Genomic DNA, 24,908 nt, shown 5'->3' with positions numbered 1-24,908 from the left:
ATCAGCCCAGCCCGGAACCATTGTCGCCGCGGATGACACCGACGCCCAGCCCCTCGATCTCCAGATGCTGATGCGCCAGGTCGATCTCGATCGGGGCGAAGTCGGGGTTCTCGGCCAGCAGCGTGACGTGGTTGCCGTCGCGCTGGAAGCGTTTCACCGTGACGTCGTCCTCAAGCCGCGCGACCACGATCTGTCCGTCGCGGACCTGCTGGGTACGGTGGACCGCGAGCAGGTCGCCGTCGAGTATCCCGACGTCCTTCATCGATAGACCGCGCACGCGCAGCAGGTAGTCCGCCCGAGGCGAGAAATAGTCCGCCGGCAGCGGGCAGTAGCGGTCGATATGTTCAGCAGCGAGTATCGGGCTGCCGGCAGCGACGCTGCCGACGATGGGCAGACCGGAGTCCACCGCGGCCGGTTCTCCCTCCGGGCTGCCACCAGGCAGGCGGATCCCACGCGACGTCCCGGGAATCATGCGTATCACGCCTTTACGATCCAGCGCGCGAAGATGTTCCTCCGCCGCGTTGGGAGAGCGGAAGCCCAGCGCACGGGCGATCTCGGCGCGTGTCGGCGGGTAGCCAAGTTCGGTCATCGTCTTGACGATGAAGTCGTAGACGGTCTGTTGCCGAGCGGTCAGCGGTCGCGCCATCGGTCTCTCCGAGCCTGATAATAGGCGTGTTCATGTATACAGCCTGGGATTGTATCCAGTCATTGTCTCCGGGGAAAGTGTCGATTCACGCCGGGGTGTGGCGGGTTGTCGTCTTCTCTCGACCGCCCGGACTCTGGTTTGGCACGGGCGCCCAGTCAATTCGTCTAGATTGTGTCATCTTCCCGCTGCCGCTTAGAATTGGCTGGCGTTTTAAACAGCCGTTTTCCATTCGAGGTCTTTCATGGCGCAATCCGATACCGTCAAGCGCATACTCGACACGGCAGAGGTGCTGTTTGCCGAGAAAGGGTTCGCCGAGACATCGCTGCGTAACATCACGACGCGAGCCAAGGTCAATCTCGCGGCGGTCAACTATCATTTCGGTTCGAAAAAGGCGTTGATTCAGGCCGTTTTTGCGCGCTATCTCGATCCGTTTTCCGAGCGGCTCAATCGAGCGCTGGATGAACTGGAGTCACGCTACAGCCCGACGCCCATTCCACTCGAGGTGTTGCTCGAGCAGCTCGCCAGCAGCGTGCTGGAGGTACCGGCGGAGCGTAACAGTCTCAAAGTTTTCATGAAGCTGTTGGGGCTGGCCTACACTCAGGCGCAGGGCCATATGCGTCGCTATATTCAAGTGCACTACGGTGAGACCTTTCAGCGTTTTGTCGACTGTGTGCGCCTGGCAACACCCGATCTGCCGGATGTCGAGCGCTTCTGGCGGTTGCACTTCATGCTCGGGACGGTCGTCTTCACACTATCCGGGCTCGACGCGCTGCGTGATATCGCCGATAACGAGTATCACGAGCACACATCGGTGCGTGACCTGATCCGCCGCCTACGCCCTGTAGTCGCCGCCGGGATGCAGGCTCCACTGCCTGAATTGCCTACGGAGGCAGCGCGACCGGCGGTCTGAGCGGGCACGGTTGCCGGCACTGTCATGACGCGGGCGTGTCGTCTAGAATCGAGCGCTTCACGGTTTCAGGTACAGGTTATGACTCAACCTCTCGGTCCGGTAATGCTGGATGTCGAAGGCACTCAGCTGCGAGACGAGGAGCGGCGGCTGATCGCCCGACCGGAAGTCGGTGGCGTGATCCTGTTTGCCCGCAACACACCCGACGCGGCCACGACACAGGCGCTGACGCGCCAGATTCGCGAGAGCCGCCCTGATGTGCTGATTGCCATCGACCAGGAAGGTGGTCGTGTGCAGCGGCTCTGTGAAGGGGTGACGCGAATCCCCCCGATGGCGATGCTGGGTCGGCAGTTCGCCGAGTCGCCGGAAGCGGCGCTCGGCCTGGCTCAGGATACGGGTTGGCTGCTCGGCATGGAGATGGCCGCCTGCGGGTTCGATCTTAGCTTCGCCCCGGTACTGGATCTCGACGATGACCGCTCGCCGGCCATCGGGTCGCGAAGCTTCTCTCCCGATCCCGAGGTGGTCTCCGCGCTGGCTGGGGCATTCATTGATGGTCTGCACGACGCCGGGATGGTAGCGGTTGGCAAGCATTTCCCCGGTCATGGGGGGGCGCGTCAGGATTCGCACTTTCAGGTCGCCGAGGACCCGCGATCGCTGGCCGAGCTGAGGGAGCGCGACCTGGTGCCGTTCTCGCGTCTCGCTGGCAAGCTGGATGGGATCATGCCGGCCCACGTCGTCTATCCGGCTTTCGACGAGCGCCCCGCGGGTTTCTCGCCGAGCTGGCTTGGCATGCTGCGCGAAACGCTCGGCTTTCGTGGCACGATTTTTTCCGACGATCTGACCATGGCCGCGGCGCATGCGGCGGGTACGCCGTCGGCACGCGCCGAAGCAGCCTGGAACGCCGGCTGCGATGTCGCGGTCATCTGCAACGCGCCGGCCGATGCCCGCGAGGTGGTGGCAGCTAGTGAAGGGCGCCAGTCCACGCGAGCCGGAAAACTGCGCTATGCCCGCGCGCGGCCGACGCTCGAGGCGTTGGCGGCGATCTCCCGCTGGCGGCGTACCCACGTGAAACTCGAGGCGCTCAACGACGAGGTTTGAGCGTCACGAGATCCCTGGTTCGATGGCATGGCGGCGCTCGCCATGCTTTCTCCGTTCTTATTTTCGAAGACGATACAAAAGCCGATGACTCAAGATTCACCGATCGAGGCGCTGCGCTCGATGCAAGAGGTCATGGATACCGCCGACTGCCTGATCGACCAATCGTCGGTCGAGCACGCGCTGGACCGCATGGCCGAAGAGATCACCCGGGATCTGGGCGACAAGCTGCCGGTCTTCTACTGCGTCATGAATGGCGGCTTGATCACCACCGGGCACCTATTGACGCGTCTGGGCTTTCCGCTGGAGGTCGATTATCTCCACGCCACGCGCTATCGCGGTGGGCTGCGCGGCGGCGAGCTGTTCTGGCGAGTCTCGCCGGAGATCCCGATGGCCGGACGTCATGTGGTCATCGTCGACGATATCCTCGACGAGGGGGCCACGCTGGCGGCAATCCTGGAGCACTGCCGGCAGGCCGGCGCCGCCAGCCTGTCGACCGCCGTCCTGGTCGACAAGCAGCACGAGCGCAAGGCCTCTCCCGATTTGAAGGCGACCTACTGTGGGCTGGAAGTCGTCGACCGCTACGTCTTTGGCTTCGGCATGGACTACAAGGGCTACTGGCGTAACGCGCCGGGGATCTTCGCGCCGAAGGGGCTGTGAGCGGTAGTGCGCGGGTGTCGCTTGTGCCGTCCCTGGTACCGCGGGCTAGCGCCGCCTGTCCAAGTATCCGACGCTCCGCCCTTTGATCCTCTTTTCAGCCCGCTTAACGCGGGCTGAAACGTCTCTGCAAGCCGGTTTCGTTCATCATCCGTGTCGAGATCTCCTCGATCGAGAAGCGCGTGGTATCGATGTAGGAGATGTTGTGGCGGCGGTAGAGCGCTTCCGCCTGCTCGATCTCCTGCATGCACTGATCCAGCGAGCAGTAGCGACTGTTGGGACGGCGCTCGGTACGAATCGCCGAGAGCCGGCGAGCATCGATGGTCAGCCCGAAAAGCTTGTGGCGGTGGCGCGAAAGCGCCGCTGGCAGCGTCAGCGTGCCATTCTCGTCGAGATCGTCTTCCGTCAGCGGATAGTTGGCCGCACGAATGCCGAACTGCAGGGCCAGATAGAGCGACGTCGGCGTCTTGCCGCAGCGCGACACCCCGATCAGGATGATATCCGCCTCTTCATACTGATGGATGCGCGCGCCGTCGTCGTTATCGAGTGCAAAATTGACCGCCTCGATACGATGCATGTAGACGTCGTCGCGCCCAATGGCATGGGTGCGGCCGACGGTGTAGGTCGAATGCGTCTCGAGCTCCTCCTCGAGCGGCGCCAGAAAGGTCGAGAAGATATCGACCTTGAAGGCCGGTGCCTCCGCCACGATGGCGCGGATCGTCTGATCGACGATGGTATCGATGACGATGGGGCGAATGCCGTCCCTTTCCGCCGTCGACTCGATGATGGAAACCAGAGACCGTGCCTTGTCGAGCGTGTCGATATAAGGCTTGGTGATCAGCGTGAGCTCGGTATTCTCGAACTGCGAGAGCAGGCTTCTGCCAAGGGTCTCGGCGGTGATTCCGGTTCCATCGGAAATGAAGAAGGCGGTGCGGGTCATGGCATTCATTCCTCGGTGAAGGCGCCTCATTGTCGACTGAAAAATCCAGTGCTAGCAACTCGTTGGTAATTTTTTCCATGAACTACAAGATCGTGTGAAATCCACGATTTCTTGTAGAAATACTCCACGATATACGCCCTTAAACTTCTGGCTAACCCTGAGGGTGCCTGATAGCTTCTGGCTCCATTGACGTGCCTTGAACGCGCCTCATGTTCCGCCGACACGATCAGGAGATGGCCTTGGAACCGTTCATCATCAGCTTCGAGCAATTGGGAATGGCCGACGTCGAGCGCGTCGGGGGCAAGAACGCCTCGCTGGGAGAGATGATCTCCAGTCTGGCCGATGCGGGAGTGACCGTGCCCGGGGGATTTGCCACGACGGCCCACGCATATCGCGAGTTTCTGACGCACGAGGGGCTCAACGATCGCATCAATGTGGCCTTGGCCGAACTCGACGTCGACGATACCGAGATGCTGGCTCGGGTCGGAGAGAAAATCCGCGGCTGGATCATCGCCACGCCGCTGCCGCCGGCCTTCGAAGCGGCGCTGGCAGACGCCTACAAGACACTGCAGAGCCAGCATCCGGCGCTCAAGGTCGCGGTGCGTTCCTCGGCGACCGCCGAGGACCTGCCGGATGCCTCCTTCGCCGGCCAGCAGGAGACGTTCCTCAATATTGACGGCTTCGACAACGTGAAGCGCGCGGTTCACGAAGTCTTCGCGTCACTGTTCAATGACCGAGCCATCTCCTATCGCGTGCATCGGGGGTACCCGCACGAACACGTGGCGCTGTCCGCCGGCGTGCAAAAGATGGTGCGCTCGGAGACCGCCGCCAGCGGGGTGATGTTCACGCTGGACACGGAGTCGGGTTATCGCGATGCCGTCTTTGTCACCGGTGCCTGGGGGCTGGGGGAGACGGTCGTGCAAGGCGCGGTCAATCCAGACGAATTCTACGTCCACAAGCCGACGTTGGCCGCCGGTCGCCCGGCGGTACTGCGTCGCACGCTGGGCTCCAAGCGCATCAAGATGGTATATACCGACGATGCCGCCGCCGGGCGTTCCGTGGCCACGGTAGACGTGCCGCTCGCCGACCGCCAGCGTTTCTGCGTCAGCGATGAAGACGTCATGGAGCTGGCTCGACAGGCTGTCACGATCGAGAACCACTATGGTCGGCCGATGGATATCGAGTGGGCTCGCGATGGCGACGACGGCAAGCTGTATATCGTCCAGGCGCGCCCGGAAACCGTGGTATCGAACCAGGACGGCGGCACGCTGGAGCGCTTCACCCTCAAGGAGAAGAGCCGCGTGCTGGTCAGCGGTCGCGCCATTGGTCAGCGTATCGGTCAGGGCAAAGTCAAGTTGGTCGACTCGCCGGACGAGATGCACAAGGTACAGTCCGGCGACGTGCTGGTGACCGACATGACCGATCCTGACTGGGAGCCGATCATGAAGCGTGCTTCGGCCATTGTCACCAACCGCGGTGGCCGCACCTGCCACGCGGCGATCATTGCCCGTGAGCTGGGGATTCCAGCGGTCGTCGGCTGCGGCGACGCGACCGAACTGCTCGAGGATGATCTGGAGGTCACTGTCTCCTGCGCCGAGGGCGATGCCGGGCATGTCTACAAGGGGCGGCTTGAGTTCGACTGCAAGGCGACCAGCGTCGACAGCATGCCGGAGCTTCCGTTCAAGATCATGATGAATGTCGGCAATCCGGATCGCGCCTTCGCCTTTTCCGGCTTGCCCAATGCCGGGGTGGGTCTGGCCCGACTCGAGTTCATCATCAATCGCATGATCGGCGTGCATCCGCGGGCGCTGATGGATTACGACAAGCTGTCGCCGGATCTCAAGCAGACCATCGACTTGCGGACGGCCGGCTATGACGATCCGGTCAGCTTCTATGTCGATCGACTGGTCGAGGGCATCTCCACGCTCGCAGCGGCGTTCTATCCCAAGCGGGTCATCGTTCGGCTTTCCGACTTCAAGTCCAACGAGTACGAGAACCTGATCGGCGGCAAGCTCTATGAGCCGGGCGAGGAGAATCCGATGCTCGGGTTCCGTGGCGCCTCGCGCTATATCTCCGATGATTTTCGCGCCTGTTTCGAACTCGAGTGCGATGCGCTCAAGCGCGTCCGTGACGAGATGGGCTTCGACAATGTCGAAATCATGGTGCCGTTCGTACGCACGCCGGCCGAGGGCAAGGCGGTCGTGGATCTGCTGGCTGCCAAGGGGCTGGAGCGGGGTGCCGCGTCTGCCGGTGGCCAGCCCTTGAAAATCATCATGATGTGCGAGCTGCCGGCCAATGCGCTGCTGGCGGACGAGTTCCTGGCGCATTTCGACGGCTTCTCGATCGGTTCCAACGACTTGACGCAGTTGACGCTGGGATTGGATCGCGACTCCGGGATCATTGCCCATCTCTTTGACGAGCGCGATCCCGCGGTCAAGAAGCTGCTGTCGATGGCTATCCAGGCCTGCAAGGCGCAGGGCAAGTATGTCGGTATCTGCGGACAGGGACCGTCGGATCATCCGGAACTGGCCAAGTGGTTGATGGATCAGGGCATCGATTCGGTGTCCTTGAACCCGGATGCGGTGATCGAGACCTGGCTGATGCTGGCGGGGGAAACGCTCGGCTGAACGGATTGTCGACGCGGTGCCATCCCGAGGCCGGCGCTTGTGCGCCGGCCTCGTCGTGTCGGCGTCATCATGCTGGCCGTACCCCCCAACGGTTTGCCTGCCCGCTGGTTTCCTGGCCGGCCCCTCCGGCGTCAGCGTGCGCTAGGTGCGCAGCCAATTGCGCAGTTTCACCAGTAGGAGTTCACCATCCGACATGGCACGGCGCTCCTCGAGCATCGCCGTGAGCGCGTCGGGGCGGTCGGTGATGATGTTGTCGACGCCCATGTCGATATAGCGCGACATGTCGCCGACTCGGTTGACCGTCCAGACCGCGACCTCCCGGCCGCTGTCGTGAATTCGCCGTAGCAGATCTGGTGTCGCTTGGGTGTGGCGCAGACCAATGATATCGGCATCGGTCCGATTCAAGGCGCCCGGCAGTACAAACTGCAGGAAGAGCGTCGTGCGCAACGATGGATCGAGCTTTCGGACGATGCCGATCACCTCCGGCGATAGCGAGGCGATCACGGCATGATCCATCATCGCGTTCTCCTGCAGGAGCGCCACGACCTTGCGTGCCAGGGGAGCGGCGTCGCCCGGTGCCGGCTTGAGTTCCACATACAGATCGATTCGCCCCTCGGCACGCTCGATGATCTGTCGCAGTGTTGGCATGCGTTCACCGATGAAGCGGTCGCCGAAGTAGGAGCCGACATCGACCTGCGCTATCTCCTCGAGCGTCATGTCGCTGACGTTGCGGTCGACACCGGTCAGGCGGCGCAGGTTGTTGTCATGGGAGACGATCACGTGGCCGTCGGCGTTCAGTCGGACGTCCAGCTCCATGTAATCCGCGCCATCCTCGATCGCCTGGTTCATGGCGGCCAGAGTGTTTTCGGGGGCTTTCTCGGAGCTGCCACGGTGCGCGGTGACGGTCACCTGATCGTTGATCTCGAAACCGTTGAGAATCCAGCCGGCCTGGCCGATGGCAAAGGCCAGCACGAGAATCTCCACGCCCCAGGCGATGACGCCCGAGCGTTGGGGTGCGGCTGCCGGACGGAAGACCGGCGCCCGGTCAGTGGCCCGGTGGTAGAGCGTGGTGACGAGCAGGCTGTTGGCGGAGATCCCCAGGAAGGTGAGCGCGATCGTCATCAGGATGTAGACCGCCAGATAGAGCAGCATGGCCGGTATCAGCACGGCATTGCGTTCCGGCAAATGCCAGAGAAGGGGCCCACCGAGGGTGCTGAAGAGCAGCGTGAAGACGATCGGAATGGCAGCGACCAGCACAGCGGTTCCCACGACCAGCGGTGCCATGCGAAAGCGCTGCCCCTGGGTCAACGCCCGGCTTTGCCGCAGAGCGCTGATCGGGCGCAGACCGTCCAGCATCATGGCGGGCAATGCCAGAAACCAGCGGAAGTAGAGCGCGGCGCTCAACCAGGCGAGCAGGGCTGTCAGCGGCAGCGCCATCGCCAGGAATTCCCATAGCTCGGGCGGCTTCAAGCGCAGCAGAATATACGGTTCGACGTCGCCGAGCATGAAGCTGTAGAGATGGGCGAGGCCGACGGCAAAGGGCGCCGCCAGCAGCAGATGGCTGCCGACCTGAAGAAACGTCAATGTTGCCAGTGCCGGGAAGCGTCGGATGACATGCCATAGTGCGCCCATGGCGACGCGGTAACGACTGCCTGCGCGGCTGGAAACGACCAGCATCATTCCAGCCTGCTGCAAAAAGATCACCAGAAAGCTCAAACCGATCGCCACCAGCAGCCAGAGCAGGCCCCAGGGCGACAGCGCAACATCGAGAATCTGTCCGTTGCTGAGAACGGGGCGCCCGATGCGTTGAAGCAGGCCGGATAGCGTACCCGCCGATAGCGGCACCCAGACGGCGGTGGCAAGCAGCGTGAAAAAAAGATGGAAGGCGATCAACGACCGTAGATGGGCGCGAATCTGGCGACTGATGTCGTGAAGCAGAGATCTCGGGGTGAGCATGGAGCGGGGCGACTCGTTCCTTCCTGGATCGGATGGGGCGGCGACGACCTTCCCGGTCGCCGATAACGTCTTGAGTCTCCAGTGTTGTCGCTGTCAGGTCGGTTGCGCAAGTCGAAATCAGCGCTTGTTGCCGAGACGGCGCGATGGGGGGGGCATGCCGATCCGAGGAAAGGCCGGTCAAGGCCTTCCCCCGGGGAGTCGCAGAGGCGATCAGAACTGCCAGCCGACCGAGGCGGTGACGGTATCCATCTGGTAGTCGCTGTCGAAGTCATAGCGTTCGTATTCGGTGCGCACCAGGAGGTGGTCATAACCGAACTGGACGCCGGCGCCATAGACCGGATCGATGCCATCGTTGTCGTCGAGATCGGTGCCCTGACCCAGATTGCCCTTGGCGTCGACGTCCCACTTTGCGAGCCCGGCCTTGGCAAACAGCTCGAAGCCGGCGGCAAGCGGCAGCTTGCCCACCAGGCTCAAGCCGTAGGCTCGGCTCTCCAGATCCACGACATTGCCGCCCTGGATCAGGTTGGGCTCGCCCAGGTCGGCATAGAAGGCTTCGGTGGCGAAGTAAGGGTTGTACTCATAGCCGACGAATGCCTTGATGACGCTATCGTCATCGTCGACGTGGTAGTTGGCGTTACCGGCGCCGGCGAAGTCGCCGACGTCGCTATCGCTGTTCTGGACCTTAGCGTAGCCGCCACCGATGCCCAGATAGAGCCCCTCGGGATCGAAAGCCTGGGCGGCGGGTGCTGCGAACAGTAGCGGGGTCAGGGTGGCGGGCAGGGCCAGCCAGGGGGCAAGTTTCATGACATCTCCTTGAAGGGGCCAGCAGGCAGTGCGCCGGCGGGCAAGGCGCGCGCCCGGCAGTGTTGTTAGCGGCGGTTGATGGCAAGCCAAGAACGCGAACAGCGTTCGAGCGCTTGCAGAGACTCTAAATTTCGTTCGCGATGGCCGCAAGTCCGCGTCTACCGAGCGGCGCGCTTCGATGTCCGGCTTTTACGACGGACCGCGACCGACGGCGGCGTCGTGACTCGCCGCTGCTCGCCCGTCACGTCGACGATCAAGGCCTCTCATGGGGCAAAAAAACGCCCCGCGATGGCGGGGCGTTTCGGTGACCTCTTCTTAACGCGCGAGCATCGGAAGAGTCGTGTCAGGCTTCCTGTGCGACCGGGATGACCGTCGCCGCGGCTTTCTGGAAGTCCTCGATCTCATGGAAGTTCATGTAGCGGTAGATCTCGCCCGCCATCGCATTGAACTCGCCCATGGTCGCTTTGTATTCCTCGACGGTCGGTAGACGGCCCTCGACGGCGGCGATCGCCGCGAGCTCTGCCGATGCCAGGTAGACATCGGCGCCGTCACCCAACCGGTTGGGGAAGTTACGAGTCGACGTGGAAACGACCGTCGATTTCGGCGCCACACGCGCCTGGTTACCCATGCACAGCGAGCAGCCCGGCATCTCCATGCGTGCACCCGCCTTGCCGTAGATACCGTAGTAGCCTTCCTCGGTCAGCTGATGTTGATCCATCTTGGTCGGCGGCGCAAGCCACAAGCGGGTCTTCAGGCTGCCCGGCGGTTGTTTCTCGAGCAGCTTGCCGGCGGCGCGGAAGTGGCCGATGTTGGTCATGCAAGAGCCGATGAAGACTTCGTCGATCTTCTCGCCAGCGACTTCCGACAGCAGGCGGGCGTCGTCGGGGTCGTTCGGGGCGCAGAGTACCGGCTGATCGACTTCCGCGAGGTCGATTTCGATCACCGCGGCATACTCGGCATCGGCATCGGCCCGCATCAGGCTCGGATCGGCAAGCCAGGCTTCCATGGCTTCGATGCGACGCTCCAGCGTGCGGCGATCTCCATAGCCGTTGCTGATCATCCACTTGAGCAGGGTGACGTTCGAGTTCAGGTACTCGGTGACACGGTCCTCACCCAGAGTGATGGTACAGCCTGCGGCGCTTCGCTCGGCGGACGCGTCCGAGAGCTCGAACGCCTGCTCGGCCGTCAGGTCTTCAAGCCCCTCGATCTCGAGAATGCGGCCGGAGAAGAGGTTTTTCTTGCCGGACTTGGCGACGGTCAGGTGGCCCTGCTGGATGGCGTAGTAGGGGATCGCGTGGACCAGGTCGCGCAGCGTGATGCCCGGCTGGCGTTCGCCCTTGAAGCGCACCAGTACCGACTCCGGCATGTCCAGCGGCATGACGCCGGTGGCGGCGGCGAAGGCGACGAGCCCCGAGCCTGCGGGGAACGAAATGCCCATCGGGAAGCGCGTGTGCGAGTCACCGCCGGTGCCCACGGTATCCGGGAGCAGCATGCGGTTGAGCCAGGAGTGGATGATGCCGTCGCCCGGGCGCAGCGAGACACCGCCGCGGTTCATGATGAAATCCGGCAGCGTATGGTGAGTCTCGACGTCGACCGGCTTCGGGTAGGCAGCGGTATGGCAGAAGGACTGCATCACCAGGTCGGCCTGGAAGCCGAGGCAGGCGAGATCCTTCAGTTCATCGCGCGTCATCGGGCCGGTGGTGTCCTGGGACCCCACGGTGGTCATCTTCGGCTCGCAGTACATGCCGGGACGGACCCCGTCCATGCCGCAGGCCTTACCCACCATCTTCTGCGCCAGCGTGAAGCCCTTGCCGGTGTCGACGGGCTGCTCCGGCTTGCGGAAGATATCGGATGCCGGGAGGCCGAGCTCGTTGCGCGCCTTTTCGGTCAGGCCGCGGCCAATGATCAGCGGAATACGGCCACCGGCGCGCACTTCGTCGAGGACGACCTGGGTCTTCAGTTCGAAGGTCGAGATGACTTCGTCGCTATCGTGGCGCGTCACCTTGCCTTCATAGGGATAGACGTCGATCACGTCGCCCATGTCGAGTTTTTCGACATCCATCTCGATCGGCAGGGCGCCGGCGTCTTCCATGGTATTGAAGAAGATTGGCGCGATCTTTCCGCCGAAAACGAAACCGCCGGCGCGCTTGTTCGGCACGTGGGGAATGTCGTCGCCGAAGAACCAGAGGACCGAGTTGGTCGCTGATTTGCGCGATGACCCCGTGCCGACCACGTCACCGACATAAGCGACCGGAAAGCCCTTGGCCTTGACTGCGTCGATCTGGGCGAGCGGCCCTTTGCTGCCCGGGGCTTCCGGTTCGATGCCGTCGCGCGGGTTCTTGAGCATGGCGTTGGCATGCAGCGGAATGTCGGGCCGTGACCAGGCATCGGGTGCCGGGGAGAGGTCATCGGTATTGGTCTCGCCCGGGACCTTGAAGACCGCGATGCTGATCTTCTCGGCCAGCGCGGGCTTGGCCAGGAACCATTCGGCCTCTGCCCAGGACTCGAGCACGCTTTGGGCGACGCTATTGCCTGCCTTGGCGCGTTCGGCGACGTCATGGAAAGCGTCGAACATCAGCAGGGTATGCTTGAGCTGTTCGCCGGCTTCCTCGGCGAGGTCGCTGTCATCGAGCAGCTCGACCAGCGTGGCGATGTTGTAGCCGCCCTGCATCGTGCCCAGAAGCTTGACCGCGTGAATTCGGTCGATCAGCGGCGAGCTGGCGTCGCCCTTGGCGATAGCGGTCAGGAAGCCGGCCTTGACGTAGGCGGCTTCGTCGACACCCGGCGGCACGCGATCGGTGATCAGTTCGAGGAGAAACGCTTCCTCGCCGACCGGAGGCTGCTTCAGCAGCTCGACCAGCTGGGCGGTCATTTCGGCGTTCAGCGGTTTCGGTGGCACGCCTTCGGCGGCGCGCTCCTCGACATGTTGACGGTAAGCTTCAAGCACGGTGGAGACCCTCATCTAGTGTCAGAGCCCGCGATTGGCGACACGCGCCCGAGAAGACTTTCGGGCGGGACCGGTCGGCAGCGGTGGGCGCAGCGAAGTCTACGTGAAACTGTCGACAATGTTAAGAAGCCGCCCGCGGCGCCACTTCCGGGGCCGGGGCGGTGTTCACGTTCGGTCGCGGACGGGGGCTGAAGAGGTTTGTCGCGCGGGCGTGGCTGAAGCGAATCGCGCGTTGTGGCTGCGCCAAATGCGGTGCTGGCTAGCAGTGAAGCCAGGCTGAAAAGAGTGTCGAAGTCTGTCGAGGCAGGCGCTACCATGGAGCCTCGCTCGACGACGTCCACTCTGATTCAACGAAGGTGGCGTCACTCACGCTGCCGCCAGCTTACGGCGGCCCGATGTCTCGCCAACGACTGCCGATCGCATGCCCGCTCACAACGATACCGCTACCGATACGCTACTTCCCCAGCCGCTTCTCGATTTCTTGCCTTGTGCGACGCCGGACCGCTGGGTCGAGGCGGCACTGGCCAATCCGGCGCTGCTGCTGATCGATCATGCACAGTGTGAAAAGAAGGCCGCCTCCACGGCGATGAGTCTGATGTTCCGCTATGTCGATCGCCCGGAGCTGCTGAGCAAGATGTCGCAGCTGGCGCGAGAAGAGCTGCTGCATTTTGAGCAGGTGGTCGGACTGATGCAGGAGCGCGGTATCGACTACTCCCACCTGCAGGCCTCGCGCTACGCCGAGGGACTGCGGGAACACGTAGCGCGGGAAGAGCCGCAGCGGCTGATCGATATTCTTATTGTGGGCGCGTTCATCGAGGCGCGTTCCTGCGAGCGTTTTGCCCGCCTGATCCCGCATCTCGACGAGTCGTTGGCGCGCTTCTACCGAGGCCTGGTGCGCTCGGAAGGTCGCCATTTCGAGGACTATCTGACGCTGGCGGAAACCTACGCGGGCCGCGAGGCGGTTGCGGCACGAGTGGCGCGCTTTGCCGAGCGGGAGCGCCAGCTGATCGAAAGCGATGATGCAGTGTTCCGTTTTCACAGCGGCGTGCCGGCGGCGGATGTCATGAACTGACGGCGTGAAGCGGAAGCCCGGCGAGGGGCTTCCCGCGGTCGAGCGAATCCGTTATCGATCGACATAGTGAAACAACATGACTCAGGACAGAGCTACAACAACAATCTCGCTCTTTGGCCATTTTGCCTGTCGGCGCGATGGCCAGGTGCTTACCCAGTTCAGCTACGACAAGGTCAAGGCGCTACTGGTTTATCTGATGCTCCAGGACGTGCCCGCCAATCGTGCGGTGCTGGCGGAAATGCTGTGGCCGGATCAGGGCGTCAAGTCGGGGCGCACCAACCTCCGTCACGCGCTGCATTGCCTGCGCCAGGGGCTCGGCGAGATCGCTGATATGTCGCTGACGGTAACGCGGCAGACGATCGCCTTCTCCCTGCCGGCCGACGTTTCATGGGATCTGCGGGAGGTAGAGTCGCTGCTCGAGCGCCCCGCCGACAGGGAGACGCTCGACTGTCTGCTCGGCTACTATGCCGGGGATCTGGTGGCCGAGTTGCATCTCGGTCAGTGCGTCGGCTTCCAGCAGTGGCTGGTCCGCACGCGTGGCGAATGGCGTCAGGCGCTCATTGACTACGCCGAGCGCGTGCTGGCGGCAACCCCGGTGTTGCCGGAGTCATTGTTGCGCCAGTTGATCCATCGCTTCGCAGGCTATGGGCCGTTTCACGAACGCTTGGTGCGCCAGCTGGCGGAGCAGGGCCAGATCGCCGCGGCACGCGAGCAGTTCAATGCCTTTCTACAGCAACTGGCGCTGGCCGGGCAGCAGCCGGACCCTGGCTTTCTGCAGCTGGCGGGGTTCTGGTCCGACGCGCCATCGGCTGCCGACGAGGTCGCCTGGCGGGCCAGCATTGGTCTGGATGGTCCGCGACGCGGCGATCTCAGCACCGATGATTACCATGTCGACGACATCGACTACCGCCAGGTCGCGGTCATGGCGATCGCGCTCGTACCGTCGAAGACGGGCAATGATCTGGGACAGGCGCTGGCCTGTCTCAAGGCGCAGGACCGCCTTTTCCAGTGGCTGGAGACCCAGTGTCGACATCTGGGCGGATTTTGGCAGGCGTCGGTTGGCAGCGGTGTCGGCCTGGCCTGTTTCGGCACCCATGGGCCCACTCATCAGTTGGCGGAACTGGTCGCGCTGTTCGAACACTGTCGTCAGGGCTTGCCGCGCGAACTGGCCCGGGTCTGGGAGGGAGACGGGGCCGCGCCGCGTTTCTCGCTCTCCGCCGGTCTCGATAGCGGCCGGGTCATCTGGCTACCCGAGCGGCAGTCGATCGACCCGTTCGGCGACGTGACGCAAGTCGCATTAGCCATGATGGCGTCGGCGCAGGCCGGCGAGCTGGTGATTTCGCTGAACGCCAGCCAGCATCTGCCGCCGACGTTCGACCTGCAGTCTCGTCTTGCCGCCAGGTTGATCAGCAGCGATGGGCGTGTCCGGCAACGGGCGCTGGTGCTGGGCGGCGACGGGGGAGGTCGGACGACGCTTCCGCCGAGCCTGACCGGGCGGGAAGGCGAGCTGCGCCGCTTGCGTGACGCCTTGGCCCGCGTGTCGCTGGGGCTGCGGCAGAGTCTTCTCGTGCTGGGCGATACGGGCATCGGCAAGTCGGCGCTGCTGGTCCACTTTCGCGAGCAGCTGCTGCAAGGCGAAGAGGTGGCGATCTTCTGGCGGCCGACCACGCGCCTTTCCAGCCAGACTTCCTATGGCCTGATTCAGGCGCTGCTGCGCTGGAGTCTTCGCGCCGCGCTGGATGAGGCATCGCTGGGAGCGCTGATCGCGCGTACGCCGTCGCTGGCCGGCATCGATCCCGAGCGGCGACGTCTGCTGATCGATGTCTTCGGCCCCGAGTCGCTGGCGCGCGAGGATGCGGACGAGGCCGTCGAGCTGGTGACTCGACTCGTGCAGGCGCTGATTCTGGAGCTGACGGCGTCGAACCGGCCGCTCGTCATGATTGTCGACGATCTGCAGTGGCTCGATGAACCCTCGCTCAAGGTTCTGCACAACCTGCAGGCCCGACTCCCGATCCATACCGCCTTTTTGCTCCTGGCATCGCACCAGAATCTCCAATGGCCTCCGGTGCGTCTCGCCTGGGACCAGCAAGTCGTGCTCGGACGATTGGCGCCGTCGCAGTCTTCGGAGATGCTCGACTATTTGGCACGTCGTCACCGGTTGGTGCTACGACCGCGGCTGCGTGAACAGTTGATCGAGCGCTGTGAGGGCGTACCGCTCTATCTGCAGGAGATCTGTCGACGACTCGAGATCGATCGGCGCGAGGGGCGTCGTCTGGATGTCGACAGCTTGCCGAGCGGACTGCTTGGACTCCTTGCCAGCCGCATCGATCAGCTCCAGGGGGATCGCCGAGTCGCTCATATGGCGGCCGTGTTGGGTCGACAGTTCGAGACCTCGATGCTGGCCGACTGCCTGGACGGTGATGAGTCGACACTCAAAGCTGCGCTGTCACAAATGCGACGCCTGGAGATCATCGAGCCCTGCGAAGCCCCTCCTCATGATCTGCAGTTTACCCATCCCCTGTTGCAGGAAGCGGCCTACCTGTCGTGTCCGATCGATGTGCGCACGCTGCTTCACCGGCGTGTCATCGCGTTGATCGAACACCGCCATCCGGCGTGGATCAGTCGTCACCCAGGCGAATTTGCCGAACACCTGCAGCGTAGCGGCGATGCCGCGCGCGCCGCGCGCTATTTCGAGATGGCAGCCCGCAATGCCTTGAAGGTCAGTGCCAACCTGACGGCACGGCGGATGGCGGAATCGGGGCTCGCCTGCCTTGGCTCGGGCTCGGCGGCGGCCGAGCGCCGGATCAGTCTGCTGACGGTCAAGGGGCAGGCCTGCTATGCGCTGGAGGGTCATGGCTCGCCGATGGCCCACGAGAGTTTTCTCGAGGCGCAGTCGTTGTGGCAGTCGAGTCACCTCGAGGAAGATGCCGACGATCAGGCTTTTCTGGTGACGTGGGGGTTGTGGGTAGGGGCTAGCCAGCGCCATGCCAATCAGGTGGCGGAGGGGCTCGTCGGGCAGTTACGCGAACTCGCCGAGCGTATCGGCGATCCGCGCTATCAGCGACTGGCGCTCTATGCTCGCGCGAAGGGCGAGTATTGGAGCGGGAAGGTCGTTCGGGCCTATGAGCATCTCGAGCAGATCGACCCGCTGAACTTACCGATGGCGTTGGAGTGGTTGCCGTATTCGGAGCATCCGCAGGTGGCTGCCGCCTGTTATCAGGCCTGGGTGCTCTGCTTGCGCGGCAACTATCACCCCGCCGAGCAGCAGATGGAGGCGGTCATTCGGTTGGCCGAGCGCACGCGGCATCCAGGCTCGCTGGCGATGGCTCTGGTCTTTGCTGCGTCGCTTTATCGCCAGCTCGGCCATGTGCATCTGGCCGTCGAGCACGGGCGGCGAGCTCATGAGCTGACGCGCACGCCCGATCTTCGGCGCTGGCACCTCGAAGCCAGCTGCGTACTGGGATGGGGGCAGGCGCTGGCGGGGGAGCGTGAAGGCATGAGATGCCTGGACGCCAGCGTGGCGCAGCTGAGTGAATTGACCGGCAAGCATGCCGTGCAGCGACCTTTCCTCTGGTACGGCGATGCCTGCCTGGCGCTCAACGATGCCGAGCGGGCGGTGGCTTACCTGGAACCGTGCCTGACAGAAGCGCGTCAGCATCGTTCGCTGATGATGCCGCAGCTATGCCTACAGTTGGCGCGGGCCCGCCACCGACTGGGAGAGGCGTTGCACGAGGTGGCCGGATTGATCGAAGAGGCTATCGTCTGGTCACGGGACATGGGCAGTCCGCATGTCGAACTGAAGGGGCTCGAGGCCTGGCTCCAGCTCGTGGCATCGGACAGTGTCGAGAAGCAGCACGCGCTGCGTTACCGACTGGGCGAGGTGGCGCTCTCTGACGCGCCGATTCTGACGCGCTGGCGCACGCTGCTGGATAACGTCTCGACCCGATCATCCGCGCTGGATTTTCAGGTCTGACCGAGGCGTCGCCATTCGCCAGGCGAGTCGACGGCGCAGTCGGGCAAGCCGCTCGAGAGTGCCCGCCGCCGTCCAACGGACGATGACGGGCGGGTTGCTCAGGGGGACAGGGGAAACGACTCCAGCGTCAGTGACGACGCCTCGGCGCGCAGCTGCCAGCCCTGGTCCGGGCGCCAGTCCCCGAGCACATAGCGGGTGGCGGCCTGGCCGTCGATGTCGAGCTTGTGAACGGCGGGGCGGTGAGTGTGGCCGTGGATCATCACCGCGACCCCGTGCGTCCGCATCGCTTCGACAACCGCCGACGGCGTGACATCCATGATGTCCTCGGCCTTGTTGGAGTTGGCCTCGCCGGATTGCTGACGCAACTGCTTGGCCAGTGCAAGACGCTCCTCGACCGGCATGGCCAGGATCTGCGCCTGCCAGGCCGGGTTGCGCGACTGCTGGCGAAAGGCCATGTAGGCCTCGTCGCGGGTGCACAGGCTATCGCCGTGCATCAGCAGGACGCGCTGGCCCGCCAGCTCGACCACGGTCGGGTCATCGAGCAGCGCGCAGCCGCTATCGGCGGCGAAGGATTCGCCAATCAGGAAATCCCGATTGCCGTGCATGAAGGCCAGGCGGGTGCCCGCCTCATGGCAGGCCCGCAGTTCGGCGATGATCTTCTGTTCGAAATCCCCGCGATAGTCGTCACCGATCCAGGCCTCGAACAGATCGCCGAGGATGGTCAGTGACGACGCCTCGCGCGCCGGGCCTCGCAGATAGTCGATGAACCCTTTGGCGATCTCGGGCTGGTCGGGCTGCAGGTGCAGGTCGGCGATCAACAGTTGCATGCGATGAAATCTCCCGGGCGTTGGTGGTCGCGAGACACGATTACGACTGCACCTCGGCGCGCTCGAGAATCACGTCCTCGGTTGGCACGTCGCTGTGCATGCCGCGGCGGCCGGTGGCGACCTTGCGGATCTTGTCGACCACGTCCATACCTTCTGTGACTTCGCCGAAAACGCAGTAGCCCCAGCCTTGGACGCTCTTGTCGCGGTGGTTGAGGAAGTCGTTGTCGCCGACGTTGATGAAGAACTGGGCGCTGGCGGAGTGCGGGTCCTGGGTGCGCGCCATGGCGACCGCGCCCTTGTGGTTAGGGAGCCCGTTGTCGGCCTCGTTCTCGATCGGCGCGCGCGTGGCCTTCTGCTCGAAATCGGTGTCGAAGCCGCCACCCTGCACCATGAACCCGTCGATCACGCGATGGAACAGCGTGGCGTCATAGTGGCCGTCGCGAACATACTGTTCGAAGTTGGCGGCAGTCTTGGGGGCTTTGTCGTGATCGAGCTCGAGCTTGATGACGCCGTAATTGGTATGCAAAACGATCATGAGACTTCCTGAACGATAGGGCGGTACGGAATGTTCGCCGGCTTGGCGCCGGCGTCGCGCGTCGCGCTATAATAGCTGTTTTGCGCGAGCGGGAGAAACCGCTGAGCGCGCGTGTTAACCTGCCGCCATCCGGGCCGATACGTCGGCCGATCATTCGAATTACAGAGGTTGCCTGCATTCCATGAGCGTCGAAAGCCGCGTCGATAATGCCGAGACTCAAAACGGGGCCCCGAACTTCCTGCGCAACCAGATTCGCGACGAGATCGAATCGGGTCAGGCTGCCGACATCGTTACCCGTTTTCCGCCGGAGCCGAACGGCTTCCTGCATATCGGTCACGCGAAATCCATCTGGGTCAATTTCGGCCTGGCCGAACAGTTCGGCGGGCGTTGCAATCTGCGTTTCGATGACACCAATCCGGCCAAGGAAGAGCAGGCCTACATCGACGCGATCCAGGAAGATATTCGCTGGCTGGGGTACGAGTGGAGCGGCGAGGTCCACTACGCCTCCGATTATTTCGACCAGCTCTACGCCTGGGCACAGCATCTGATTCGCGAAGGCAATGCCTATGTCGACGATCTCTCGCCTGACGAGATTCGCGAGTACCGAGGGACCTTGACCGAGCCGGGTCGACCAAGCCCCTATCGCGAGCGCGGCGTCGACGAGAACCTCGACCTGCTCGATCGCATGCGGCGCGGTGAGTTCGCCGAGGGAAGCAAGGTGCTGCGCGCGAAAATCGACATGGCGGCACCGAACATCAATCTGCGCGATCCGATCCTCTATCGCATTCGCCATGCACACCATCATCAGACCGGCGACGCCTGGAAAATCTATCCGTCCTACGACTTCGCCCACGGGCAGTCAGACGCGATCGAGGGCATTACGCATTCTCTGTGCACGCTGGAATTCGAGGACCATCGTCCGCTTTACGAGTGGTTCCTCGATCATCTGCCGGTACCGAACCGTCCGCGGCAGACGGAGTTCGCGCGCATGAACGTCAATTACACGGTGACGTCGAAGCGCAAGCTGAAGCTATTGGTGGATCAAGGCGTTGTCGATGGCTGGGATGACCCGCGTATGCCGACGATCTCGGGGTTGCGCCGGCGAGGCTATACGCCGGCGTCGCTGCGCAAGTTCTGCGATATGACCGGCGTTAGCCGGGCGGCGAACGTGGTCGACATCGCCATGCTGCACTTCGCGATCCGGTCCGATCTCGAAGACAATGCGCCGCGTGCCATGTGCGTGCTCAAGCCGCTCAAGGTGGTGCTGACCAATGTTGCCGAAGATCACGACGAAGTGTTCGAGGTGCCAGGCCATCCCGCGCGCGATGACATGGGAACGCGGCGCCTACCGCTGACTCGAGAAATCTGGATCGATCGCGACGACTTCATGGAAGAGCCGCCGAAGAAGTTCTTCCGGCTGGCGCCGGGCAAGGAAGTGCGCCTGCGCAATGGCTACGTGATCCGCTGCGACGACGTGATCAAGGGTGCCGATGGCGAGGTTGAGGCGCTTCACTGCAGCGTCGACTTCGAGACGCTCGGCAAGAATCCCGAAGGACGCAAGGTGAAGGGCGTGATTCACTGGGTCAGCGCCGCCCACGGGGTACCCGTCGAAGTCCGCCTTTACGACAACCTGTTCCTGCACGAGGCGCCGGATCGTGACAAGGATGGCGACTTCCTCGAGAGTCTCAATCCTGAGTCGCTGGTGACTGTCGAGGGCATTGCCGAGCCGGCGCTGGCGAACGTCGAGGCCGAGTCGCGCTTTCAGTTCGAGCGGGTGGGCTACTTCTGTGCGGACCGCCACGCCTGTCGCGATGGCAAGCTGGTCTTCAATCGTACGGTGGGGCTCAAGGACTCCTGGGCCAAGATCCAGAAAAAGCAGGGCTGAGGGGCAAGGAAGAGCATGGCGCTGGAGATCTACAACACGCTGACGCGACAGAAGGAAACGCTGGTTCCTATCGAGCCGGGCAAGGTGCGCATGTATGTCTGCGGCATGACCGTCTACGACTACTGCCATCTGGGCCACGCTCGCGTCATGGTCGCGTTCGATGTGATCACCCGCTGGCTGCGGGAGACCGGTCTCGATGTCACCTACGTTCGCAATATCACGGACATCGACGACAAGATTCTCAAGCGAGCGGAAGAGAACGGAGAGAGCATTGCCGAGCTAACCGACCGCATGATCGCCGCAATGCATGAAGACGAGGGGCGTCTCGGCGTTCTGCGCCCGGATGCGGAGCCGCGGGCCACCGCTCATGTCGACGATATCCTGGCGATGATCGAGCGGCTGATCGCCAATGGCTATGCCTATGCGGCGGACAATGGCGATGTCTACTATCGCGTCAGGCGGTTCGCGGGCTACGGCAAGCTCAACAACCGCAACCTCGACGAGATGCGGGCCGGGGCGAGAGTGGATGTTGACTCCCATAAGGAGGATCCGCTCGATTTCGTCCTGTGGAAAGCCGCCAAGCCGGGCGAGGCCAGTTGGCCGTCTCCCTGGGGGGCGGGACGGCCGGGCTGGCACATCGAGTGCTCGGCGATGTCGACCTGCTGCCTGGGAGAGACATTCGATATTCATGGCGGCGGCCCCGACCTGACCTTTCCGCACCATGAAAACGAGATCGCCCAGAGCGAGGCGGCCACCGGCAAGCCCTACGTGAATGTCTGGATGCATGCCGGTGCGGTGCGGGTGAATCAGGAAAAGATGTCCAAGTCGCTGGGTAACTTTTTCACCATCCGCGACGTACTGGCCGTGCATGACCCCGAAGTCGTACGTTATCTGCTGGTGGCGAGTCACTACCGTAGCCCGATCAACTATGCGCCGGATTCGCTCGAGGAGGCGCGTCGTTCGCTCGAGCGTTTCTATCATGCGCTGGACGGTGTGGCGGTCGCTGACGGGAATGTCGATCTTCGGTATGCGCAGCGATTTACCGTGGCGATGAATGACGACTTCAATACGCCTGAAGCGCTGGCCGTGCTGTTCGATCTGGTACGTGAAGTCAATCGTCTGCGAGATAGTGACGTGAAGCAGGCGGGAGCGCTGGCCGGGGAACTGAAGCGCCTCGGGGGAATGCTGGGGCTGCTGACGCGAGAGCCCGCCGATTTTCTCAAGGCGGGTGCCGATGCCTTGCCGCTCGACGAGGCGGACATTGAGTTGCGCATCGAGGCGCGCGCGGAGGCCAAGCGACAGCGTGACTTTGCCGAGGCGGACCGGATTCGCGATGAGCTCGCGGCGCTGGGAATCGTGCTCAAGGATTCTCGCGAGGGCACGCGCTGGAGTTTCGAGGCGCCTGATCGTTGACGTGATCCAGTTGCGCTCGTCAGGGCGAGCTGTCAGGGCATGCTCTGTCAGGAAATGCTTCCCAGACAAGAAACCCCGCCGGATGGCGGGGTTTCTTGTTTTCGGAGCCGGGAGCGCAGATCGTGACGCCTACTCGTTGTCCGGTTTCGCCAATTTGGCCACGATGGCATCGACCATCTTGGCGGAGTGCGTGGCCGCCTGATCGAGAAAAGCGTCAAAGGAAAGGTTCGATTCCTTGCCGGCGATATCCGATAGCGCGCGGATGACCACGAAGGGGCAGTCGAACAGGTGGCAGGTCTGCGCGATGGCAGCCGCTTCCATTTCGACGGCCAGCATCTGCGGGAACTGGGTGCGGGTCGTATTCACGCGTTGCGGATCGGCCATGAAGCTGTCACCGGTGCAGATCAGCCCTTCGAAGACGCGCAGCTCGCCGAGTGACTCGATGCAGCTGCGAGCGGCGGCGACCAGCACGGGATCGGCCGCAAAGCCCGCGGGCAGGCCGGGTACTTGGCCCATCTCGTAACCGAAGGCCGTGACATCGACATCGTGATGGCGCACTTCACGCGAGATCACCACGTCACCAACCTCGAGCTCGCTGCCGAAGCCGCCGGCGGAGCCGGTATTGATGATGGCGTCTGGCCGATAGTGGGTCAGCAGCTGGGTGGTGCCCACGCTGGCGTTGACCTTGCCGATACCGGATTGCAGCAGCACGATCGACACACCATGGCGCTCACCGCAATGGAAGGTGCCACCAGGGTGATGTTCGACGCGCGCGTTGTCGAGCTGCGACGCGAGCAGGGCAACTTCCTGCTGCATGGCGCCAATGATTCCAATGGTCTGCATGCGGACTCCGTCATGGATAGAAGGCGTTCTAGGCTGCGTCATGCAGCTCGGCGGCCTGCAAAGTGTTCTGCAAGAGGGTGGCGACGGTCATCGGGCCGACGCCACCGGGGACCGGCGTGATCCAGCTGGCGCGCTCGGCGGCACTGTCGAAGTCGACGTCGCCGACCAGGCTCCCATCCTCACGGCGATTCATGCCCACGTCGATGACCACGGCGCCGGATTTGACCCAGCGACCATCGATCAATCCCGGCTTGCCTGCCGCCACGACCAGCAGGTCGGCCTGGCGAACCTTGGCTTCCAGATCCTGCGTAAAGCGATGGCAGACTGTCGTGGTGCAGCCAGCCAATAGCAACTCCAGCGACATCGGGCGGCCAACGATATTCGAGGCGCCCACTACGGTGGCCTCGAGGCCACGCAGGGCGATACCGCTCTGCTCCAGTAGCGTCATGATGCCCTTGGGCGTGCAGGGGCGCAGCAGAGGCAGGCGCTGTGCCAGCCTGCCGAGGTTGTAGGGGTGGAAGCCGTCGACATCCTTGTCCGGGCGAATGCGTTCCAGGAGAGGATTCGCGTCCAGGTGGGGAGGCAGCGGCAATTGCAGCAAGATACCGTCGACCGCATCATCCGCGTTCAGGCTGTCGATCACGGCTTCGAGTGCCTGTTGGGAGGTGTCGGCTTCGAGGCGGTGGCTAAAGGAGGAGATGCCGGCGTTTTCACACGCGCGGTGCTTGTGGCTCACGTAGATCTCGGAGGCCGGATCATGTCCGACGAGAATGACGGCCAATCCCGGGCGGCGGCGTCCTTGCTGGAGCCGCTGCTCCACCTCGGTCTTCACCTGTTGACGGATGGCGCCGGCAATGCGTTTGCCGTCGATCAACTGAGCGGTCATCGACTTTCCTTTCTAGATAACGGGCGGGTGATGGGTACCCGACGAAGTCGGCAATTTTCGCATGCCTAGAGCGGCAGTCAACGCGAAGGTTGGTGTTGCTGCGATTCCTGGCCTTTGCCAGCGGCTGCCGGGTTCGATGTTTGCACGTAAAAATCACGTAAGGGCTTGACCCGACAGAAATGATCCGTAGAATACGCCTCGCATCGAAGGGGCTCGTAGCGTCATCGATCAAGCGATTTGTCCGGGGTATAGCGCAGTCTGGTAGCGCGCCTGCTTTGGGAGCAGGATGTCGGGGGTTCAAATCCCTCTACCCCGACCAGGCAATCTCGCAAATGGTCGAATGAGGATGCAGCCGGTATTGGAATGCGCCTATAGCTCAACCGGATAGAGCAACGGCCTTCTAAGCCGTAGGTTGCAGGTTCGAGTCCTGCTGGGCGCGCCAACAATGGTGGCCAGTCGATGCAGTATCGGTGTGGTGGGTGTAGCTCAGTGGTAGAGCCCCGGATTGTGGCTCCGGTGGTCGTGGGTTCGATCCCCATCATCCACCCCAAACCGATGACAGCTTGCGAAATGGTGGGTGTAGCTCAGTGGTAGAGCCCCGGATTGTGGCTCCGGTGGTCGTGGGTTCGATCCCCATCATCCACCCCATTTCGCCTCGTGCTTCCTGCCTCCAGCGTTCTCCTCGTCTTCTTCTGTATCTGCTTGAATCCTGCTGATGCATGCTCTCTTGTGCGTCTCTGATTGTCTGTAGAAGACATTTTTTCGACGTTACCCTTGTATTTCTTGCCAAATGGCACCATTTACGCCTCAGGTCTGCTTGCCAGTAGACATGGGGATTCATAAAATCGCCCTCTTGTTTTCAGTTGAAACCACAGAACGCCCCGTCGGTAGAGGA

At 63.0% G+C, this 24,908-nt stretch carries 17 protein-coding genes and 4 tRNA genes; 12 read left to right on the top strand and 9 right to left on the bottom strand.

The window, feature by feature from the left end:
* Position 1: 1 nt before the first annotated feature.
* A complete protein-coding gene (gene lexA, locus MC381_RS13415) occupies positions 2–646 on the bottom strand; it encodes a transcriptional repressor LexA (RefSeq protein ID WP_251978253.1) in 645 nt (214 codons plus the stop codon).
* 241 nt (positions 647–887) lie between these two features.
* Between lexA and MC381_RS13410 the strand changes: the two genes are divergently transcribed.
* The 3 genes from MC381_RS13410 to MC381_RS13400 all read left to right on the top strand — a co-directional run bounded on the left by MC381_RS13410 (position 888) and on the right by MC381_RS13400 (position 3,308).
* A complete protein-coding gene (locus tag MC381_RS13410; protein WP_251978252.1) occupies positions 888–1,556 on the top strand; it encodes a TetR/AcrR family transcriptional regulator in 669 nt (222 codons plus the stop codon).
* A 78-nt stretch (positions 1,557–1,634) separates the two neighbouring features.
* Complete coding sequence (nagZ, locus tag MC381_RS13405) at positions 1,635–2,651, top strand: beta-N-acetylhexosaminidase (RefSeq protein WP_251978251.1); 1,017 nt, start codon at positions 1,635–1,637, stop codon at positions 2,649–2,651.
* Between the two features lie 84 nt (positions 2,652–2,735).
* Positions 2,736–3,308, top strand: coding sequence for a hypoxanthine-guanine phosphoribosyltransferase (locus tag MC381_RS13400; RefSeq protein WP_251978250.1), 573 nt, complete (start codon positions 2,736–2,738; stop codon positions 3,306–3,308).
* Between the two features lie 103 nt (positions 3,309–3,411).
* On the opposite strand, the gene ppsR is transcribed toward MC381_RS13400, so the two are convergent.
* Positions 3,412–4,245 carry a posphoenolpyruvate synthetase regulatory kinase/phosphorylase PpsR gene (ppsR, locus tag MC381_RS13395; RefSeq protein WP_251978249.1) on the bottom strand — a complete coding sequence of 278 codons (834 nt, stop codon included), beginning with the start codon at positions 4,243–4,245 and terminating at the stop codon, positions 3,412–3,414.
* 239 nt (positions 4,246–4,484) lie between these two features.
* Here ppsR and ppsA point away from each other — a divergent pair, with 239 nt between their 5' ends.
* Positions 4,485–6,872 carry a phosphoenolpyruvate synthase gene (ppsA, locus tag MC381_RS13390; RefSeq protein ID WP_251978248.1) on the top strand — a complete coding sequence of 796 codons (2,388 nt, stop codon included), beginning with the start codon at positions 4,485–4,487 and terminating at the stop codon, positions 6,870–6,872.
* Positions 6,873–7,013: 141 nt separating this feature from the next.
* Here the strand turns inward: ppsA and MC381_RS13385 are convergent, their stop codons facing one another.
* The 3 genes from MC381_RS13385 to acnB form a co-directional block, all read right to left on the bottom strand.
* On the bottom strand, positions 7,014–8,828 hold the full coding sequence (locus MC381_RS13385) for a glycerophosphodiester phosphodiesterase (protein ID WP_251978247.1): 1,815 nt from the start codon (positions 8,826–8,828) through the stop codon (positions 7,014–7,016).
* A 210-nt stretch (positions 8,829–9,038) separates the two neighbouring features.
* Positions 9,039–9,632 carry an outer membrane beta-barrel protein gene (locus MC381_RS13380; RefSeq protein WP_251978246.1) on the bottom strand — a complete coding sequence of 198 codons (594 nt, stop codon included), beginning with the start codon at positions 9,630–9,632 and terminating at the stop codon, positions 9,039–9,041.
* Between the two features lie 343 nt (positions 9,633–9,975).
* Positions 9,976–12,579 (bottom strand): bifunctional aconitate hydratase 2/2-methylisocitrate dehydratase, encoded by a 2,604-nt coding sequence (gene acnB / locus MC381_RS13375; RefSeq protein ID WP_251978485.1) that lies wholly within the window; start codon positions 12,577–12,579, stop codon positions 9,976–9,978.
* A gap of 421 nt (positions 12,580–13,000) precedes the next feature.
* Between acnB and MC381_RS13370 the strand changes: the two genes are divergently transcribed.
* The gene (locus MC381_RS13370; protein WP_251978245.1) at positions 13,001–13,651 is read left to right on the top strand and encodes a MiaE family protein; all 651 of its coding nucleotides are present in this window, start codon (positions 13,001–13,003) and stop codon (positions 13,649–13,651) included.
* Between the two features lie 76 nt (positions 13,652–13,727).
* Positions 13,728–17,624 carry an ATP-binding protein gene (locus tag MC381_RS13365; RefSeq protein ID WP_251978244.1) on the top strand — a complete coding sequence of 1,299 codons (3,897 nt, stop codon included), beginning with the start codon at positions 13,728–13,730 and terminating at the stop codon, positions 17,622–17,624.
* A gap of 98 nt (positions 17,625–17,722) precedes the next feature.
* On the opposite strand, the gene MC381_RS13360 is transcribed toward MC381_RS13365, so the two are convergent.
* Positions 17,723–18,451, bottom strand: a complete 729-nt coding sequence (locus tag MC381_RS13360; RefSeq protein WP_251978243.1) for a UDP-2,3-diacylglucosamine diphosphatase — start codon at positions 18,449–18,451, stop codon at positions 17,723–17,725.
* Between the two features lie 40 nt (positions 18,452–18,491).
* Positions 18,492–18,986 (bottom strand): peptidylprolyl isomerase, encoded by a 495-nt coding sequence (locus MC381_RS13355; RefSeq protein ID WP_251978242.1) that lies wholly within the window; start codon positions 18,984–18,986, stop codon positions 18,492–18,494.
* A 181-nt stretch (positions 18,987–19,167) separates the two neighbouring features.
* Between MC381_RS13355 and MC381_RS13350 the strand changes: the two genes are divergently transcribed.
* Both MC381_RS13350 and cysS read left to right on the top strand, forming a co-directional pair.
* Entirely contained in the window at positions 19,168–20,871 is a 1,704-nt protein-coding gene (locus MC381_RS13350; RefSeq protein ID WP_251978241.1) for a glutamine--tRNA ligase/YqeY domain fusion protein, read from the top strand.
* 21 nt (positions 20,872–20,892) lie between these two features.
* The gene (gene cysS / locus MC381_RS13345; RefSeq protein ID WP_251978484.1) at positions 20,893–22,284 is read left to right on the top strand and encodes a cysteine--tRNA ligase; all 1,392 of its coding nucleotides are present in this window, start codon (positions 20,893–20,895) and stop codon (positions 22,282–22,284) included.
* Between the two features lie 129 nt (positions 22,285–22,413).
* On the opposite strand, the gene mtnN is transcribed toward cysS, so the two are convergent.
* Together mtnN and folD are read right to left on the bottom strand one after the other, a co-directional pair.
* Positions 22,414–23,127 carry a 5'-methylthioadenosine/S-adenosylhomocysteine nucleosidase gene (gene mtnN / locus MC381_RS13340; protein WP_251978240.1) on the bottom strand — a complete coding sequence of 238 codons (714 nt, stop codon included), beginning with the start codon at positions 23,125–23,127 and terminating at the stop codon, positions 22,414–22,416.
* A gap of 28 nt (positions 23,128–23,155) precedes the next feature.
* On the bottom strand, positions 23,156–24,013 hold the full coding sequence (folD, locus tag MC381_RS13335) for a bifunctional methylenetetrahydrofolate dehydrogenase/methenyltetrahydrofolate cyclohydrolase FolD (protein ID WP_251978239.1): 858 nt from the start codon (positions 24,011–24,013) through the stop codon (positions 23,156–23,158).
* Positions 24,014–24,255: 242 nt separating this feature from the next.
* Here folD and MC381_RS13330 point away from each other — a divergent pair.
* The 4 genes from MC381_RS13330 to MC381_RS13315 all read left to right on the top strand — a co-directional run bounded on the left by MC381_RS13330 (position 24,256) and on the right by MC381_RS13315 (position 24,661).
* Positions 24,256–24,332 (top strand) — tRNA-Pro (locus MC381_RS13330).
* 46 nt (positions 24,333–24,378) lie between these two features.
* Positions 24,379–24,455: transfer RNA gene (locus MC381_RS13325), tRNA-Arg, on the top strand.
* Between the two features lie 33 nt (positions 24,456–24,488).
* Positions 24,489–24,563: transfer RNA gene (locus MC381_RS13320), tRNA-His, on the top strand.
* Between the two features lie 23 nt (positions 24,564–24,586).
* Positions 24,587–24,661: transfer RNA gene (locus MC381_RS13315), tRNA-His, on the top strand.
* Positions 24,662–24,908: the final 247 nt, after the last annotated feature.

Source organism: Salinicola avicenniae, assembly GCF_023736115.1.
GTDB lineage: Bacteria > Pseudomonadota > Gammaproteobacteria > Pseudomonadales > Halomonadaceae > Salinicola > Salinicola avicenniae.
The sequence above is the reverse complement of the archived record's forward strand: the minus strand, read 5'-3'. Positions and strand labels throughout refer to the sequence as shown.

What these genes read in the sequence shown, in the direction of transcription:
- MC381_RS13355 (WP_251978242.1), bottom strand. Translation starts at nt 18,986, where the DNA reads ATGATCGTTTTGCATACCAATTACGGCGTCATCAAGCTCGAGCTCGAT.
- MC381_RS13400 (WP_251978250.1), top strand. Translation starts at nt 2,736, where the DNA reads ATGACTCAAGATTCACCGATCGAGGCGCTGCGCTCGATGCAAGAGGTC.
- folD (WP_251978239.1), bottom strand. Translation starts at nt 24,013, where the DNA reads ATGACCGCTCAGTTGATCGACGGCAAACGCATTGCCGGCGCCATCCGT.
- nagZ (WP_251978251.1), top strand. Translation starts at nt 1,635, where the DNA reads ATGACTCAACCTCTCGGTCCGGTAATGCTGGATGTCGAAGGCACTCAG.
- MC381_RS13370 (WP_251978245.1), top strand. Translation starts at nt 13,001, where the DNA reads ATGCCCGCTCACAACGATACCGCTACCGATACGCTACTTCCCCAGCCG.
- MC381_RS13365 (WP_251978244.1), top strand. Translation starts at nt 13,728, where the DNA reads ATGACTCAGGACAGAGCTACAACAACAATCTCGCTCTTTGGCCATTTT.
- ppsR (WP_251978249.1), bottom strand. Translation starts at nt 4,245, where the DNA reads ATGACCCGCACCGCCTTCTTCATTTCCGATGGAACCGGAATCACCGCC.
- lexA (WP_251978253.1), bottom strand. Translation starts at nt 646, where the DNA reads ATGGCGCGACCGCTGACCGCTCGGCAACAGACCGTCTACGACTTCATC.
- MC381_RS13380 (WP_251978246.1), bottom strand. Translation starts at nt 9,632, where the DNA reads ATGAAACTTGCCCCCTGGCTGGCCCTGCCCGCCACCCTGACCCCGCTA.
- MC381_RS13385 (WP_251978247.1), bottom strand. Translation starts at nt 8,828, where the DNA reads ATGCTCACCCCGAGATCTCTGCTTCACGACATCAGTCGCCAGATTCGC.
- MC381_RS13360 (WP_251978243.1), bottom strand. Translation starts at nt 18,451, where the DNA reads ATGCAACTGTTGATCGCCGACCTGCACCTGCAGCCCGACCAGCCCGAG.
- mtnN (WP_251978240.1), bottom strand. Translation starts at nt 23,127, where the DNA reads ATGCAGACCATTGGAATCATTGGCGCCATGCAGCAGGAAGTTGCCCTG.
- MC381_RS13410 (WP_251978252.1), top strand. Translation starts at nt 888, where the DNA reads ATGGCGCAATCCGATACCGTCAAGCGCATACTCGACACGGCAGAGGTG.
- MC381_RS13350 (WP_251978241.1), top strand. Translation starts at nt 19,168, where the DNA reads ATGAGCGTCGAAAGCCGCGTCGATAATGCCGAGACTCAAAACGGGGCC.